Source organism: Streptomyces sp. L-9-10 (assembly GCF_004151105.1).
In the GTDB taxonomy this organism is placed as follows: Bacteria; Actinomycetota; Actinomycetes; order Streptomycetales; family Streptomycetaceae; genus Streptomyces.
In genome coordinates, this window is the sequence record NZ_PHRF01000060.1 from 1 (window position 1) to 527 (window position 527).

The 527-nt window shown below is 74.0% G+C and carries 1 protein-coding gene; it reads right to left on the reverse strand.

Translation table 11 applies throughout. The features are described from left to right. Window positions 1-527: HAMP domain-containing protein (locus CU044_RS16400; RefSeq protein WP_129769336.1), on the reverse strand; the 527-nt coding region annotated here is incomplete at both ends.

The window sequence follows — 527 nt, forward strand, 5'->3', positions numbered from 1 at the left end:
CCGGTCGCCGAGGACCCGGCCCCGGCCCACCGACGCGGTCAGGGCCACCCCCGCGTCGGCTGCGGCCGGTGTGGCCTGGGTACACACCTCCCGCGCCAGGACGTCCAGTTCGACGGCTTCCTCCGCGATCGCGCCGTGGTCGGCGCGGGCCAGGACCAGCAGCGCCTCGGTGATCTCCGTGGAGCGCCGGTTGAGGGTGAGCAGGTCGGGGCCCAGATCCTCCAGCCGGTACTCCCCGGGTGCGGCGAGCGCGACCTGGAGGAGGGTCCGCATCCCGGCCAGCGGGGTGCGCAGCTCGTGCGACGCGTTCGCCGCGAACCGGCTCTGCGCCTGGAACGCCTTGTCCAGGCGCTGGAGCATCGCGTCGAAGGTGTCGGCGAGTTCCCTGATCTCGTCCTTCGGCCCGGCCAGCGCGATCCGCTCGTGCAGCGTGGAACCGGCGATGCTCCGGGCGGTCGCGGTGATCCGCTGGAGCGGCGCCAGCATCCGCCCCGCCACGAACCAGCCCAGGACCACCGCGATCACCA